Origin of the sequence: Olivibacter sp. CPCC 100613 (genome assembly GCF_036959255.1) — a bacterium.
Classification (GTDB): domain Bacteria; phylum Bacteroidota; class Bacteroidia; order Sphingobacteriales; family Sphingobacteriaceae; genus Olivibacter.
This window is the reverse complement of sequence record NZ_JAWMTI010000011.1, coordinates 60,591-75,208: the sequence shown is the minus strand read 5'-3', so window position 1 is coordinate 75,208 and position 14,618 is coordinate 60,591. Positions and strand designations below refer to the sequence as shown.

Annotated in this window: 14 protein-coding genes; 10 read left to right on the top strand and 4 right to left on the bottom strand. The window is 39.1% G+C overall.

All coding sequences use genetic code 11. From position 1 onward, the window contains the following. Positions 1-209 precede the first annotated feature (209 nt). From RYH73_RS24060 to RYH73_RS24050, 3 genes are all read left to right on the top strand, one after another. Positions 210-1,739: an ArnT family glycosyltransferase gene (locus RYH73_RS24060; protein WP_335315999.1), complete on the top strand. Its 1,530-nt coding sequence runs from the start codon at positions 210-212 to the stop codon at positions 1,737-1,739. Between the two features lie 196 nt (positions 1,740-1,935). Beyond that, complete coding sequence (locus RYH73_RS24055; RefSeq protein ID WP_335315998.1) at positions 1,936-2,070, top strand: hypothetical protein; 135 nt, start codon at positions 1,936-1,938, stop codon at positions 2,068-2,070. Between the two features lie 11 nt (positions 2,071-2,081). Beyond that, positions 2,082-2,978: a lysophospholipid acyltransferase family protein gene (locus RYH73_RS24050; protein WP_335315997.1), complete on the top strand. Its 897-nt coding sequence runs from the start codon at positions 2,082-2,084 to the stop codon at positions 2,976-2,978. 29 nt (positions 2,979-3,007) lie between these two features. On the opposite strand, the gene RYH73_RS24045 is transcribed toward RYH73_RS24050, so the two are convergent. Next, positions 3,008-3,571, bottom strand: coding sequence for a hypothetical protein (locus RYH73_RS24045; protein WP_335315996.1), 564 nt, complete (start codon positions 3,569-3,571; stop codon positions 3,008-3,010). A gap of 21 nt (positions 3,572-3,592) precedes the next feature. Next, complete coding sequence (locus RYH73_RS24040; protein ID WP_335315995.1) at positions 3,593-4,192, bottom strand: DUF6624 domain-containing protein; 600 nt, start codon at positions 4,190-4,192, stop codon at positions 3,593-3,595. A 414-nt stretch (positions 4,193-4,606) separates the two neighbouring features. On the opposite strand from RYH73_RS24040, the gene RYH73_RS24035 reads away from it, so the two are divergent. Further along, on the top strand, positions 4,607-5,443 hold the full coding sequence (locus RYH73_RS24035; protein WP_335315994.1) for a hypothetical protein: 837 nt from the start codon (positions 4,607-4,609) through the stop codon (positions 5,441-5,443). 99 nt (positions 5,444-5,542) lie between these two features. Here RYH73_RS24035 and RYH73_RS24030 read toward each other — a convergent pair whose 3' ends face one another. Beyond that, the gene (locus RYH73_RS24030; RefSeq protein ID WP_335315993.1) at positions 5,543-6,256 is read right to left on the bottom strand and encodes an SDR family NAD(P)-dependent oxidoreductase; all 714 of its coding nucleotides are present in this window, start codon (positions 6,254-6,256) and stop codon (positions 5,543-5,545) included. A gap of 507 nt (positions 6,257-6,763) precedes the next feature. Here RYH73_RS24030 and RYH73_RS24025 point away from each other — a divergent pair. From RYH73_RS24025 to RYH73_RS24015, 3 genes are all read left to right on the top strand, one after another. Beyond that, positions 6,764-7,213: a MarR family winged helix-turn-helix transcriptional regulator gene (locus RYH73_RS24025; protein WP_335315992.1), complete on the top strand. Its 450-nt coding sequence runs from the start codon at positions 6,764-6,766 to the stop codon at positions 7,211-7,213. A gap of 14 nt (positions 7,214-7,227) precedes the next feature. Next, on the top strand, positions 7,228-8,247 hold the full coding sequence (locus RYH73_RS24020; protein ID WP_335315991.1) for a sensor histidine kinase: 1,020 nt from the start codon (positions 7,228-7,230) through the stop codon (positions 8,245-8,247). A gap of 76 nt (positions 8,248-8,323) precedes the next feature. Beyond that, positions 8,324-9,088 carry a LytR/AlgR family response regulator transcription factor gene (locus tag RYH73_RS24015; RefSeq protein WP_335315990.1) on the top strand — a complete coding sequence of 255 codons (765 nt, stop codon included), beginning with the start codon at positions 8,324-8,326 and terminating at the stop codon, positions 9,086-9,088. Between the two features lie 176 nt (positions 9,089-9,264). Here the strand turns inward: RYH73_RS24015 and RYH73_RS24010 are convergent, their stop codons facing one another. Next, positions 9,265-9,633, bottom strand: a complete 369-nt coding sequence (locus tag RYH73_RS24010) for a hypothetical protein (protein WP_335315989.1) — start codon at positions 9,631-9,633, stop codon at positions 9,265-9,267. Between the two features lie 202 nt (positions 9,634-9,835). Between RYH73_RS24010 and RYH73_RS24005 the strand changes: the two genes are divergently transcribed. The 3 genes from RYH73_RS24005 to RYH73_RS23995 all read left to right on the top strand — a co-directional run bounded on the left by RYH73_RS24005 (position 9,836) and on the right by RYH73_RS23995 (position 14,614). Then, a complete protein-coding gene (locus RYH73_RS24005; protein WP_335315988.1) occupies positions 9,836-11,209 on the top strand; it encodes a glycosyltransferase in 1,374 nt (457 codons plus the stop codon). A gap of 831 nt (positions 11,210-12,040) precedes the next feature. Beyond that, positions 12,041-12,220: a hypothetical protein gene (locus RYH73_RS24000; RefSeq protein ID WP_335315987.1), complete on the top strand. Its 180-nt coding sequence runs from the start codon at positions 12,041-12,043 to the stop codon at positions 12,218-12,220. A 588-nt stretch (positions 12,221-12,808) separates the two neighbouring features. Next, on the top strand, positions 12,809-14,614 hold the full coding sequence (locus RYH73_RS23995) for a DUF4091 domain-containing protein (protein ID WP_335315986.1): 1,806 nt from the start codon (positions 12,809-12,811) through the stop codon (positions 14,612-14,614). The last annotated feature ends 4 nt before the right edge of the window (positions 14,615-14,618 follow it).

Sequence of the window (14,618 nt, the reverse complement as noted above, 5' to 3'; positions counted from 1 at the left end):
AATCAGACGCTTGAACACGACAAATAAAGGGTGATTTGCGCATTGTCTCAAGGCAAAAATACTAATAAAATAAGTTGTTTTACTAATTATTTTAGTTTAATTTTTTGTTAAGATTTTCACCGGCACAAAGTTTTTAGTTGTGAGAATATGCTTCCATGCTCAGAAATTGCTTAAGTTTGAGTAAGCAAATATTGATCTTCCTAAAAATCATGAATAAAAGAAATGGTATACTGCTGACGTTTGTTGTGCTTAAATTCATGCTGCAATATGCCCTGGTCAACGAGACTTACGAATTACATCGTGATGAATTTTTACATCTTGATCAGGGAAACCACTTAGCATGGGGTTTTGTATCGGTTCCGCCGCTTACCTCCTGTATTTCAAAGGTTATTTATTTTTTTGGAAATACGTTGTTTTGGATACGATTTTTTCCAGCCTTATTTGGAGCGCTTACTTTGGTGCTCGTTTGGAAAGCGGTTGAAGAGCTTAAAGGGAATTTGTTTGCCCTGATTTTAGCAGCTACTGCCTTGCTTTTTTCTGTTCTTTTGCGATTAAATATTCTGTATCAACCTAATTCATTGGATGTTCTTTGTTGGACGGCTTTTTACTTCACCTTTTTGAAATATATTAATTCAACGAATAGTAAATGGCTTTATGCCGGTGCCTTTATTTTTGCCATCGGCTTCTTGAACAAATACAATATTGTTTTCATACTTATTGGGCTTCTTCCGGCGATCCTACTGACTGCACAGCGTCCCATATTTTATAAGTCTGCGTTTTATAAGGCAATTTTAATGACCTTACTCCTGATCGCTCCTAATTTGTGGTGGCAATATGTACATCATTTTCCTGTATTCCATCATTTAAAGGAATTAACAGATACGCAATTGGTCAATGTAAGTAGACTAGGCTTTTTGAAAGAACAAGTTCTTTATTTTTTAGGTGCTTCGTTTGTTCTTTTTGCGGCTTTTTATGCTTTAGTCTTTTATGTACCCTTTAACAAGTATCGTGTTTTCTTGTGGTCATTTTGTATTACATTAGCCGTTTTTATTTACTTAAAAGCGAAAGGTTATTATGCCATTGGCCTATATCCTATTTACTTGGCGTTTGGATCTGTTTATTTAGGGGAAGTATTGAAGGGGACAAGAACGAGGGCAAATTATTGGCGAATCGCTTGTATCTTGTTGCCTTTTTTGTTTTTTATACCGATGTATAACACTGCATTTCCCAATAAAAGCCCAGCATATATCTTAGAACATCCGGATACTTATCGTGCGTTGGGTTTACTTAAATGGGAAGATGGAAAAGATCATGCGCTCCCCCAGGATTTTGCAGATATGTTGGGGTGGAAGGAGTTGGCAGACAAGGTTGATCTCGCTTTTTCTACACTTCCTGAAAGGGAGCCTACACTTGTGCTTTGTGATAATTACGGACAGGCGGGAGCGATTAACTATTATAAGAAAACAAAACAGATGACGGCTGTTTCCTTTAACGCAGATTATATTCATTGGATGGAATTGGATAAAAAGTACGTTAACCTGATACGTATAAAAAATTATGGAGAAGTAGCGGAAGAGCTTAGAACAACCAGTCCTCTTTTTGTCAGTACGACCATTGCAGATTCAGTAGTCAATCCCTATGCACGTGAATTTGGAACGACTATTTTCATTTTCCGGAAAGCGCGTATTGACGTTAACGAACGGATAAGGCAAGAAATAGCGACCTACGGTAATTACTAATCAGGGTTTTCGATTCATAATCAGATTTATAAATTAATATAAAAGATAGTAGTTGGCGATTAGAAGCTGATTGTTATTGGAGTACCCCGGTATCCTCCCCAAACTTTTTCGTTAATAAATAGCTCGCCCGATAGGGGGCTTTCCTTTCACGGTTGTCTGATTATTAGCTGAAATACAGCAATAAAAAATCAACAACATGATCGTTTCCATATCAATTTTTCTCTGGACCGGACTCGCTGCCTTTATAGCGCTGATCCTATCTGTTTTGCTTTTAATCTATGTTTTTGTCTGGGTGCTGGATAGATTACACGAAACGATGGATGATCAATAACGAATGTGACTATGTCTATCTTCTTATATAAGAACAATAACATCGGTAAAGGAGTTATTAACGCGCTTTATCGTATTTCCCTTTTTTTTATTTATCTACTAAGTATGTTGCCTATGGAGCTACTTGTTGCCTCCGTCGGTCGTATGCTCTATTTTATAAGCTATCAACTCACTAAATACCGATACAATGTGGTGCTGCAGAACCTGGCGCGTTCTTTTCCGCATAAACGATACGGTGAAATAGATAGCGCCGCCAAGGGGTTTTATAAACAGTTTTCCCTGCTTGTCGTAGAACTGATCAAATTATTTTCAATCAGTCGTCATCATTTATCAAATTTAGTCCACGTGGAGAATCCGGAGTTGCTTTTGGCCTATCATGCCAATCATCGTAATATGATCGGATTACTCGGCCATTATGGTAATTGGGAATGTCTAAATGTTTTAGCTTATAAGTTTCCTTTTCGGGTGAATGCTTTATACAAGACGCTAAAGAATCCGCTGATGGATAAAATTGTAAAGAAAGTAAGAACGCGGTTTGGTGTGCGGTTGATCCCATCTCATCAAGCCTTGCGCTATTTGCTGAAAAATAAAATGGAAAGTCAGCTTACGCTATTCATTGCTGACCAATTTCCAGGGGAGTCGAATGGAGAACCCGTATTATTTCTAAATCAAACCACTCAAATGTTCGATGGGGCAGAGAAATTGGCGAAGGTAACCGATGCGGTCGTGTTTTACGTTGAGCTGAGTAGAAGAAGCCGACATGGATGGAATGTACGATTTTCCTTAATAACAGATACCATTCATGCCTTGAAACAGGGGGAAGTAACGCAAGGCTTTAACTTACGATTGCAGCAAACTATTGAAAAAGATCCATCCTTTTGGTTATGGTCGCACAGACGATGGAAATAGCGGTTTTAATACAAGTATTTCATTCGTACTTATGATTCTACTGATTTTGGCTTCCAATGGGGGTTAAATCTTTTTACTTGAAGGCCTACATGTCCGATATGGATGCTTAATATATTTTCTCTATGATTACCTTTCATATTATCAATGATAAGGCAAAAGGCTATAAGTAGCTTTGGATCACTGGTGTCATCTGCTTGTATTACATAATTATCTCCCTCGAACCAAACAATTGCACCTCTTTTCCACCAGGCAATTTGGATATTATTTTTATAAACCGAATAATTTCTACCGCGATGACCATAGATATCATAGTAATCTGTGCCAATTTGACATTGATAATGTCGTTTCCAGTATGACTTTGTGCGGAAACGTAAAACAGTACCATCTTCGGTACGGATATCGTATTTTGCTTTAAACCAGTAGAATCGTTTATTGATTTTTAGGACCGGTGTGCTTTGTTGCATGTCAAAAAGAAGAATTTCCGCCAACAATTGAAACAATTGTCTGGAAGCACGATAGGATGCTTGTTGGTTGATAAATATTTTATATTTATTCCCAATGGTTATTTTCTTCTGATGTATGACAATCTCCATAGCGAGGTTTTTGCTATCTGTTTATTTTATCCAACCTACCTTTTTTTTCCATTTTTCCATTACTTGTTTCCTTTTTTCGAGATCCTTTGGAGGCGATTGATTTTCTCGCTCTGCTTGATGTCTTATGATTACTGTTTGTTCTTCAAGCGTGTTCAGTCCAATGGATTTTCGTCGCTGGTTTACCTTCGTTAAATCGTCAATGGGATTCGGACTTAGTTTTCCGTTTTCATCCCAATCAAATTGAGTTCCATAAAGCTGTTCTTTTCTTTCAAAGACTGCTATTCGGTCCGTCAAATAGGCTAAATTTATCGGGTCAGCCTTCTTTTCTATGACCGCGTTTTCCAATAGCTTTGCGCACTTTTTCATGAAGTTAGGTTGCCCAATGGCATGTTGTATAATCAACCACGCCGCCTCACTGGCCTCTGTACCTACTTTGTCAATCGTTGGATATCCGATGGTGTCGATCACTTTACTTAGAATTTTCGCATTTCTATTGTGTATCTTTTCCATTTCCTCGTTGTACTCATCTCCCAGTTGTCCGCCCTGAATGAGCCTGCTCCGAAGCTTCAGGTCATCATTTTTTAGTTCGATTATCTTTTCAGCAACGTTTTTGAAATCCATTCTTTTATTTGCCTTACTTTTTTTGATAGACAGTAGGTGCAAGCATTTTTTTGTGTGTTTACTATGTCCTGTGCATTTACATGCGTAATTCAAACGAGCGATGGAAAATTTCTGTTCATTATCTTTTTAATTTATGATGGTACTAAAACGGTCATTCGTCAAATTTCATTTTCCGCCTGAACGAGCAATCTATCAGGCGAATAGGAAATCCCCAAACGTTCTTCAACAGCAGCTGAAATAATGGTTTGTTTTTTTGCGAAAGTGTGGTTCCCATAACTGCTTTTAAAGATTACAGCATTATTCGTTTTAGTACATCGAAAGAAATAAATATAGTAAACTAAATTTTAAATAAGTTTAACCTTGTCTGCATAGTTTTGAAGATATGAATATGCTGATTTTTTTTTACTGTTTGGCATGCATTCAGGGATGGATGATTTTGTCACAGGACGGGTTAACCACACCTTTACCTTAGATTCATTGGGCGCCTGTCAGGGGCTTTCGCATCAGAAGGGCAGCTTTTACTTATATGGAGATAGAGAGGTAGGGGTTGTTCGGCGATATCGAATGGTAAACAATCAGCTCGTTTACGAATATCAGGAATACCGCTTTACTGTCAACCGACAAAATAAGATTAAACATCCTACAGGTATTGCTTATCATGAGGGGTTACCCACCTTCGTCGGTAATTCGGTAAAGCAAAATCCAGAAGGAACTTCATGGAAAGCCTTTATCTATGCGATAAATTGGGAAGGATTTTTGCAATCAGGTACTCTCGATGGCAATCTTTTACAAGAAATAGAAGATGATGCTTGTATTCAAGGCTCCAGGCCGGAATACGTACAATATCAAGGGAAATGGTATGTTGCAACTGCCGACTATGGTGATAAAGGGAATGAAGTTCGCCTATACGATCCACAGCAGTTAATTAAGACCTCTAAAACATCTGATTCTGGATTGTTAGTGAAAAAGTTTAGTTGTTCGCCATGGGTACAAAATCTACACTGGATTGCCGAAAAAAATATCCTAATTCTCATACAAAACCAAGCGGAAGGAAAGAAATGGAGGCTGACTTTTTTGGACTTGGCTAAATCGATTGAAAAAGGAAAAGAAGAAGTGATGGGTGTCGTCGAAACAGATAAACCTGATGAATTAGAGGGGTTTACCTTTACCGATGATTTAACAAAAGGTATTGCCGTAAGCTCATCAAGAAAGAATAATGTTAGTATGATGGATTTTAAATGGAATCCCTAAATCCTTATGGGTAAACCTAATGTAAGTTTGACATACATTTTAACCCGAATTGCTATAATGCTAAAACACAAAATTTCTGTGATGTAAGGGTTGAACTATTTATTTGCCTTCTGGATGGCACGCTTTACCATAAAATTTTCCTGTAGGCCCATCATTTCTAATCAAGGCATATTTAACGATATGATTACTTGCCTCTTCAATTGTTTCCATCTCCTGACTGTCGATGTCGGTTTTTATAAAACCTGAATCAACGGTATTAATCTTGAAGTTTCCTCGTAAATCGTACGCGAGATTGACCGTGTACATATTCAATGCGGTTTTGATACATTGATAACCTGTTATACAGGGGTAACAAGGATTGACGGTATTGCTTGCCGTCGCCGAACCTAAACTGCAGGTAACATTGATGATACATGGTTTGGGTGATTTTTTCATTAGATCAAAAAAAGTTTGCACCACCCTTATCGCGCCGTAATAATTCGTCTCAAGCACTTCCTTTACGGAATCGACACAATAGCCCAAAGTAGATTGCGGCATATTGTCGATGATACCCGCATTATTGATGAGAACGTCCAGGGCATCGATCTTAATGCCAATTTCTTTTCGGGCGGCATCTACAGATAGCTGGTTACGCACATCCAATTGAACTACATCGGCGGTACCTAAACCTTCGGCAGCCAGTTCTTTAACGGCTTCTATACCTTTCTGAAGGTCGCGACTACCTATATACACAAAAAAACCTTCATCGATTAATTTCCTTGCTATTGCTAAGCCAATTCCTTTATTGGCTTCCGTAATTAACGCTGTTCTCATTTTGTACATGTTCAAATACAATTTTGATAAAAAATTAAGTGGCTGTAGAGCCAATATAAATGCATTGTTCGTAAATCCGTTTTATTTTTTGGCAACTCAGATTCAGACCTAATCGTTAAAGCCATGTCGGGTCTTAACTTCTAAGGCTCTCGATATTCAAAGATGTTAACCTTGTTATTGGGTGCTCAAAAAGACTTCATCGGATCATCTAATTTCAGATGTAAATGAAGTTGCAATAATTTTGATCTGTTGAGAAAACCGAAGGGAAACGGGCAAATTTTCACTTAAAGCGGGCAGCCCAAAACGGCCATTGCAGGGTTGTTTCGCTTTCGGAAATTTAACAGGAATTTACGCCCGTCTTAAGGGCGAAACTGCCCGCTTCACTCAATTAGCGGAAGAAGCAACTGCAGAAATCGGTAAATTGGCAACCTATTTATCACGCTTCAATTTAATATTAAGGTGGTATTTGTGCCATTGTTAGTTGATATGTAAAGGATTTTGTAATAGATGAATCAGAAGAACCATCATGAAGATTTGACCATATTCCATCTCGATAATCTGAGTAAGTTGTTGCGGAACAAAGCCAACCAATATTTATCTTCCCAAGGTGTCGATGTGAGAATAGAACAGTTACCCGTTTTGTTTGGTATTCCGGAAGAAGGATTACCACAGCAGCGAATTGCAGATGGAATCGGTCGCGATAAGTCCTCGGTACTGAGGACGATTTCCCATTTAGAGCGGGAAGAATTGGTGACGGTAACAACAGATATGACGGATAAGCGGAAAAATTGTGTGATGTTGACTCCCAAAGGAAGATTATTAGCGAGGTCAATAAGAGATAAAATTGTAAATTTAGAGAAGGTTTTGTTTAACAGTCTAAAAACTCCGGAACATGATCAGTTCATGCAAGTCATCGAGTCCATCAGGAATGGCTTACAAAACATTCATATAATATAGTGATAAAAAGTCGTATGTCTAAACAGTATCGAATATTGGGTGTCATCATTTCACTTGGAATAGGCCTTGCTGTAGTACCTATAAAATTGACTGGGGACGACGTTCAATCGGGCGGTTTATTTTTAGCTGTCCGTACGATTAGATATACGTTCACGGCCGGAATACTTGCCTTTTTTCTTCATCTTTGGTTAAATAGGAAATTTGCATTGTTCCTGAATAAATGGCTATACTTAGCTTACCTATCCAAGATTATATTGGTTGCTATAGTCATTTTTCTCGCCTCGATCTCACTCGATTTTCTTTTTCTTTCTTTTGTTAAAAACTCTTCGTTAACCATTCCTGAAGAGGACCTGAACTGGTATTTGTTAATATCAAGGTGTATTTTAATCAGCGCCGTACAGTTCTTTATCGTGTTTTATTTGCAGTTACTTAAGGAAAGCCAACAGCGCAATCTAGAAATAGAGAAGCTTAAACAAGCTCAGTTAGAAGCCAATCTATCCAATTTAAAGGAGCAAATGAGCCCGCACTTTCTGTTTAACACATTGAATACCTTAAGCGCGATAACACAGGATAAGCAAGTTAAGGAATACGTTTCTGAAATCGCAACCGTATACCGGTATATGCTTGTTCACAATAAGTTAAACCTCGTGCCTTTAGCGAATGAATTGAGCTTTATCAAGTCTTATCTATACATTCTCAAGACGCGAATGGGCGCCTCTATTATCATAAACATCCACGTTGAGGAAAATTTAATGCAAACAAAAATGCCACCACTTACCCTGCAATTGTTGCTGGAAAATGCCATTAAACACAACGTAGCTTCCGTAAATAATCCGCTGCGAATAGAGGTTTACAATGACCCGGTATACCTTGTGATCCGCAATAGTTTTATCCCAAAAAAAGCTCCATATTATTCAACGGGAGTTGGTTTAAACAATTTAATGAACCGTTATCAACTTTTATTTCGCCAAAATATAGTCATAGAAAAAAATTCAACCCTGTTCACCGTAAAGTTGCCAATTATAAATTCATGAAGCCGAGAGTTAAATGCTATTGACGTACAGCGCAAGGATAGTTTACATCGAGCTCATTTAACAACAATTTATTCGAATGAAAATTTTAATCATAGAAGATGAAATAAATGCCGCAAAAGAACTGGAAAGAATTTTACACCAGTTGGATCCTGCTAACGTAGTATTGGCAATTATCGATTCTGTTGGAGAAAGTATTGAATTTTTAAAACGTAAAAGTCCACCTGACCTGATCTTCTCTGATATTCAATTGGCGGACGGGATGTGCTTCGAAATTTACAGGGAAATTCCTGTAAAGAGTCCAATCATTTTCTGCACTGCTTATGACGAATATATGCTCGATGCGCTTGAAACGAATGCCGTCAGTTATATATTAAAACCGATCACTGAAGAAGCCGTGTCGAAAGCGCTAGAAAAATACAAACGACTAAGGTCTGCTTTTGAACCGATTGCTGCGACACGAGCTATTGCGGAACTGGGTCAACAATTAAAATATACTTATAAAAAGACATTACTGGTGGAGCAACGTGAAAAGATCATTCCACTCCCGGTAAGCGATATAGCTTATCTATATTTAGAAAACGCGGTGATTAAAATTGCGACCCTTAAAGGACAACAATATTTTATAACTTCGACCTTGGATGAATTAGAGCGAATGCTTGATCCTGAATCATTTTACCGTGCCAATCGGCAATTTATTATCAACCGGTTTGCCATCACAAGTATCGAAAGATTTTTTTCGCGAAAGCTTGTTTCCAAACTTATTGTTGAACCCCCTGAAACCATTGTTATCAGCAAAGCAAATGCCTCCGATTTCTTGAGATGGTTGGAAGGCGTAGCTTAAATAGTGGGTTTTAACTCCTTTTAAAAAAATATATATCAAGCGTTTGATTTTTAGTTATTTGTGTTTTTTATATATGAAGGTCTGTAATTCGTAGCTAAAAATATCGAACCGCTTTTTAGAAGACGTGAAGCGAATTGCAGGTTAAAACGAAGTTACTATATAGTTTTCATGGTAGCTTATTGACGGACTTGCGGATATATAATAATCGAATCCATGACGCTCATTTCCATTTGAATTGCAATCACGTAAGAGTGAATACAAGGCGAAATAGCCACCAAATGAATGCCCATAATTGCACGCGAAGTTGTATCTGTACGGTAACCGCTATCTATCTGAGGGATTAGTTCTTTATTAATGAAAGAATAAAAAAGGTCTGCTCCGCCACTTGTGGCGAAACTATCGATAGCCTGTGCCTTAGGATAGGTATAATCACGGACACGAGGAGAATCCATACAATGCCCGGCTAAAATTCCGTTTCCATACCATTCTATTGAAATGTGATTTAGAAGAGGGTTCCCTATTTGAAGCATACTAACGACTTCCATATTGTAATATTCGGGAAGAATGGTAATCAAGTCAGGAAATATGGATATCTATGATGGCATCTCCCCCCTATACTTTTGTCTTATTAAGAGATTTAAAAAGACATTACAATTATGGAACACAGAAAATCAGTTTGGTTATCTCCTGCAGAACAAGCCTGACTTCTGTCCAGATTTGCACCAGAACATTAACAACTATAAAGTCATGGAAAAAAGAATAAAAGAAAAGTTATTAGGAAAAAGAATTTTGTTTGCCACTTTTCCCTTTGATGGGCACTTCAGTCCGCTTACGGGGTTAGCGCGTTTTTTGGCATTGTCAGGCTGCGATGTCCGTTGGTACACTTCCAGCATTTATAAGAACAAAATTGAGAGATTGGGTATCTCTTTTCTACCTTTTGTATATGCCCCTGAAATAAATAACGTAAATTTTCGTGAAGTATACCCTGAAAGAGAACAAATCACAGATTTAGGAGAAAAAGCGAGCTTTGACCTTACAAATGCCTTTGTAAAAATGGCACCAGGAGCTCTTAAAGACCTACAACAAATTGAACAGGATTTTCCTTTTGATATCATTATAGCAGACAGCGCCTTCTGTGTTATCCCTTTTATAAAATCCAAATTAAACAAACCAGTAATCGCTATTGGCATTATGCCTTTGGCTACCGAATCTGTAGATCTCGGCCCTTATGGACCTGGTTTGTTACCTCCGACAAATGAGCAACAGCGGAAAGAATATGCCGAGCTAAAGGATCTATTTCAAAATGTGATATTTAAAGAAGCTATTGACACTCTTTCAACCCTTTTGGAGGAACACGGGATTCCCCATAAAAAGTCACCTGTTTTTGACTTCATTATCAGGCATGCCGATCTTTGCCTACAAATCGGAACACCTTCTTTTGAATACAAACGTAATGATTTAGGTAATAACGTTCGTTTTATTGGATCGTTATCACCTTATTCAGCACCTAAAAAACAGCAAATTTGGTTTGATGACCGATTAAACCGTTATCAAAAGGTGGTTTTAGTTACGCAAGGAACAGTAGAAAAAGATATTTCCAAGTTGTTGGAACCTAGTTTGGAAGCCCTTAAAAATTCAAATATACTCGTTATAGCTACGACAGGAGGACATGAGACACACAGCTTGAAGAAAAAATTTCCTTACGACAACATTATTATTGAGGACTTTATTCCCTTTGCAGAGATCATGGGGCGTGCCTCTGTATATATCACCAATGGGGGTTATGGCGGTACATTATTAAGTATCAAACACCGACTACCAATGGTTGCAGCGGGCCTACATGAAGGAAAAGCAGAGATTTGCTCCAGAATAGGATATTTTGGTTGCGGAATAAATTTAAATTCCGAAAGCCCCAGCCCTGAAATGATCAGAGCAGCCGTAACAACGGTTATACATAACGAAGCGTATAAAGAAAATATTTCCCGACTTGCTGAAGAATTGGAAACTTACCATGCAGAAGAATTATGTGCACGATATGTAATTGAACTATTGGAGAAAAAACAAACAGTTATGTTGCCAACTGGAGAATTCGGTGATATTGACCACTCAAATACGGAATAAACTGGTTCTATTTGCAGGCTTTTATGTGTTTTTATCTCAAAGTTAGTAGCCCGTAGGGGACCAATATTGAACCGCTTTTTGGAAGACCTAAGAAAAATTGCTGGTTAAATTTTTGAATGTCAGAATGACCACTCAGCTTTGTTTCGTTTACTTTCTTTTGGCGAACTCTGTCTGCCCTAAAACGAGCATATTATAATACTCTCTCAGTTCGTCATTTGTACCTTCGGTGATTAACCATTTATAATGTTCATCCTGAAAATATTATTGAAAAGTTCTCTGGCTACATTATCTGCAAATTGAGCTATATTGATCAGTTTATGAACATCTTTACCCTTGATCATTGAACCGTGTGTCACATTAGAACGCACAGAATAGATTTCCTTCATGCGTTGCAGCTTATAATGATCCAATCGCTGGGTTGTAAAGATTATAAAGTTCTGAAACTCTTATATTTGCCTTATGTCAAAAAATATTTATCCAAATAGCAAAAAACCTAGAAAGAAAAACGATGAGCTTCTGAAAGGCGCATTTGAAGAATGGTTCCCAGAGTTTTTACGGTTCCTTTATCCCAACAAATAAAGTTAAGGATTGATTTAGGATGATGTCTCAATTATGAATAGGTATCGTCCATTTTTCAGAGATTTCTGTCAAAGTCAAATATACTTTTCTACACTCATTTTCTTATACAAAACTAGATATAGGCGTTTAAGGAGGGTTTTGCCCAGTAGGTAGGCCGTCGGCTAAAGACTCTTCCCAAAAGAAGAAAATATTTAAAGATCAAAAAAGAGGCCCTAAATACGCAGGCCTCCAATATAGATAATAAATCGACACATGCCGTCGAGCCCCGCGCTTATACCTCTCTTGAAGATGGCTTCGGTGGTTCGATTAATATTGGTCGGAACTCAATGGGTACTCGTGGCGAGCTCCATGGGGAAATTCCCCATCGAGTGCACCTTCAGTGCCGCTCAAGTTGGCTCGCAGGGGAGAGGACAGGGAGAGGAGGGAGGCTAACTTTTTCTGAGACGAAAAGGCTTTATCCAGACATCACATTTAGGAATGTTCCTGTTCTAACAAAAACGTGTTCATTTGGAAGGTGTTCTTTCGTAAACGAGCCCGGTCTCTTCGACCTGTGTTCGACAGGTGCCCAGTAAGTTATTGAGTGTTTTTCGCGAATGCAATGGCATAAGCTCGAGAGTGCTTCGACAAGTGTTCGACTGACCTTCGACAGTTCTTCGAGTCGGCTTCGACAATTCCCGAAGCGTTGTCGAAGACCGGTCGAAGCGAACCCGAAGGGTTCCCGAAGAGGGTAATACGCAGGTCGGTAAAAATTTCGGAAATCGATCCAATCTTGCCCGAATAATTCTGAGACGCCAGCCTATCGGCAGGTAAGCGCTGTGGAATGATATGGTATGCGCCCTTCTCTTTCATTACCTTGTAAAGCGCCTTAAAAACAAGCGAGTAACTTTAGGCAATCGATTGTGTTTCAGCAACATTTGCATCTGCTGGACTTTTTGACGAAGTTTATGTCAGATTATCTCTTAGAACTCCGTCAACGGTATTGGGTGGAATCATGTTGGCATCAATGAATAATGACGTATTATGAACTTAAAAACACAAAAATTAAAAGGAATGCTATGTGGTGCTATCCTCATTGGAGTGGTTTCTGCATGCGGCCAAAACCAACAAGAACAGGAGCGGAGAACTCCTTTGGATTTGGTCAACTTTAAGGAATTACCCGACCCGACGGCAGATACATTGTCTGATTGGTCTAAAGCAGAAAATGGATTACACGCTTCTTTTGTGACGATTGATAAACGTTTTCCGAAGTCCATAGCTCCTGACTTCGCCGTCGAAAAGCAAGCGTCTGTGACAGGGTGGAGAGGAGAGCGTGTCTCTGCTCAAATATTACTGTGGACAAATGCTGAAATTGCCGGTGCGCAAGTGGACGTATCAGGTTTTCGTGCAGAAAGCGGCAGCGATTTGCCATCGGATATAGCGTCTACTCATTTTGTTCGTTATGTGATGACAGATGAGTACGCTGGGGGATGTGGTCATCGTAAGCCGGAAGATTTCGCCTCGTCTTTGTCGCCCGATATGTTAGATAATCTGAACTCTTTCGATCTCGAAGCAAAGAAGGTACGGCCAGTTTGGGTAACATTACGTATTCCGGAAGACGCAAAACCAGGTTACTATACGGCAAAGGTACAGGTGAAAGCTGCTGAAGTACCCACGCAAGAACTGAGTCTCTCTTTGCATGTTATAGATAAGCTTCTGCCTAAGCCATCGGAATGGACTTACCATTTAGATCAATGGCAACATCCATCCGCAGTAGCACGTGTAGAAGGGCTCGAAATGTGGTCGGAGGAACATTTCAAAGCGCTGAAACCACAGATGCAGATGTTAGCAGACGTCGGGCAGAAAGTGATCACTGCGACCCTTAACAAAGATCCTTGGAATGTGCAGACATTTGACCCTTATGCAGATATGATTATATGGACAAAGCAAAAGGATGGTTCCTGGAAGTATGATTACAGCGTATTTGATAAATGGGTGCAGGTTATGCTGGATCTTGGTGTTAACAAGATGATAAATTGTTATTCCATCATCCCTTGGAATAATGAAATCCATTATAATGATGAAACAAGTGGTGAATTGGTAAATGTCGAGGCTAAACCGGGTACACCTATATTTGAGCAATTATGGACGCCGTTCTTAGAAGATTTCGTAGAACACCTTCGGGGGAAGGGGTGGTTGGAAAGAACAAATATAGCCATTGATGAACGTACGAGGGAAGAAGTGGACGGTGCTTTGACTTTATTACAAAAAGTGTCACCGGAATTAGGTGTTTCTTATGCTGATAACCAAAAAACTTATCGACGTTATCCGAATAGCGACGATGTTAGTATTGCAATGGGACACCCATTTTCGGAAGAAGATCTAAAAGACCGTCAATCACGGGGATTGAACACGACGTTTTATATCTATTGCGGTAATGCGTTTCCCAATCAGTTTACATTTTCTGACCCGGCGGAATCTGCCCTCGTGGCGTGGTTTGCAGAAGCAGCGAATTTTGACGGTATGTTACGATGGGCATTCAATTCTTGGGTAGAAAATCCATTGTTAGATTCCCGTTTCCGTACCTGGCCGGCGGGCGATACTTATATCGTCTACCCAAATGCTAGAAGCTCGATTCGTTACGAGCGACTGTTGGAGGGGCTTCAAGACTATGCGAAGATTCAAGTTGTGAAACGAGCACTGGAAAATAAGGGAGACCAAGCTAACTTAGATCGGTTGGAAACGGCCATCCAGAAATTGAAGATTACGAAACCTAACCAGACTTGGAATCAAGATCTCAACGATGCAAAAGGATTGCTTAATGAGCTTTCGGTTCAATTGGTACAATAGGAGG

Coding starts and splice junctions, on each gene's coding strand:
- RYH73_RS24060 (WP_335315999.1), top strand. CDS start 210: ATGAATAAAAGAAATGGTATACTGCTGACGTTTGTTGTGCTTAAATTC.
- RYH73_RS24055 (WP_335315998.1), top strand. CDS start 1,936: ATGATCGTTTCCATATCAATTTTTCTCTGGACCGGACTCGCTGCCTTT.
- RYH73_RS24050 (WP_335315997.1), top strand. CDS start 2,082: ATGTCTATCTTCTTATATAAGAACAATAACATCGGTAAAGGAGTTATT.
- RYH73_RS24045 (WP_335315996.1), bottom strand. CDS start 3,571: ATGGAGATTGTCATACATCAGAAGAAAATAACCATTGGGAATAAATAT.
- RYH73_RS24040 (WP_335315995.1), bottom strand. CDS start 4,192: ATGGATTTCAAAAACGTTGCTGAAAAGATAATCGAACTAAAAAATGAT.
- RYH73_RS24035 (WP_335315994.1), top strand. CDS start 4,607: ATGCATTCAGGGATGGATGATTTTGTCACAGGACGGGTTAACCACACC.
- RYH73_RS24030 (WP_335315993.1), bottom strand. CDS start 6,256: ATGAGAACAGCGTTAATTACGGAAGCCAATAAAGGAATTGGCTTAGCA.
- RYH73_RS24025 (WP_335315992.1), top strand. CDS start 6,764: ATGAATCAGAAGAACCATCATGAAGATTTGACCATATTCCATCTCGAT.
- RYH73_RS24020 (WP_335315991.1), top strand. CDS start 7,228: ATGTCTAAACAGTATCGAATATTGGGTGTCATCATTTCACTTGGAATA.
- RYH73_RS24015 (WP_335315990.1), top strand. CDS start 8,324: ATGAAAATTTTAATCATAGAAGATGAAATAAATGCCGCAAAAGAACTG.
- RYH73_RS24010 (WP_335315989.1), bottom strand. CDS start 9,633: ATGGAAGTCGTTAGTATGCTTCAAATAGGGAACCCTCTTCTAAATCAC.
- RYH73_RS24005 (WP_335315988.1), top strand. CDS start 9,836: ATGGAAAAAAGAATAAAAGAAAAGTTATTAGGAAAAAGAATTTTGTTT.
- RYH73_RS24000 (WP_335315987.1), top strand. CDS start 12,041: ATGCCGTCGAGCCCCGCGCTTATACCTCTCTTGAAGATGGCTTCGGTG.
- RYH73_RS23995 (WP_335315986.1), top strand. CDS start 12,809: ATGAACTTAAAAACACAAAAATTAAAAGGAATGCTATGTGGTGCTATC.